General features: G+C 44.4%; 1 protein-coding gene. It reads left to right on the top strand.

Annotated features, from left to right (window positions below):
• A partial coding sequence (locus A4R26_RS11565; protein WP_133054635.1) for a phosphopantetheine-binding protein occupies positions 1-320 on the top strand: 320 nt, incomplete at both ends.

The raw sequence follows: 320 nt of genomic DNA, 5'->3' as shown, positions 1-320 counted from the left end.
AGCCCAGGTATGGTCGGATGTTTTAAAAAGAGAAGGCATCGGGATCAGGGATAGCTTTTATAATCTGGGTGGAGATTCCATCAAGTCGATTCAAGTAGTAGCGCGGCTAAAACAGCAAGGTTATAAGCTTAAAGTGGAGCATTTATTAAGGACGCCGGTACTGGAAGAGTTAGCGCTTTTAATGGCGCTGACCACGCAGGTTACCGACCAAAGTGAGGTAACCGGAGAAGTGGTGTTAACCCCTATACAAGAGTGGTTTTTCAAAGCTGAGGAGATAAAAGTACATGACCACTTTAACCAATCTGTTTTACTGCGCAGTA

This window comes from Niastella populi, from assembly GCF_002078015.1.
Taxonomy (GTDB): domain Bacteria; phylum Bacteroidota; class Bacteroidia; order Chitinophagales; family Chitinophagaceae; genus Niastella; species Niastella populi.
The sequence above is the reverse complement of the archived record's forward strand: the minus strand, read 5'-3'. Positions and strand labels throughout refer to the sequence as shown.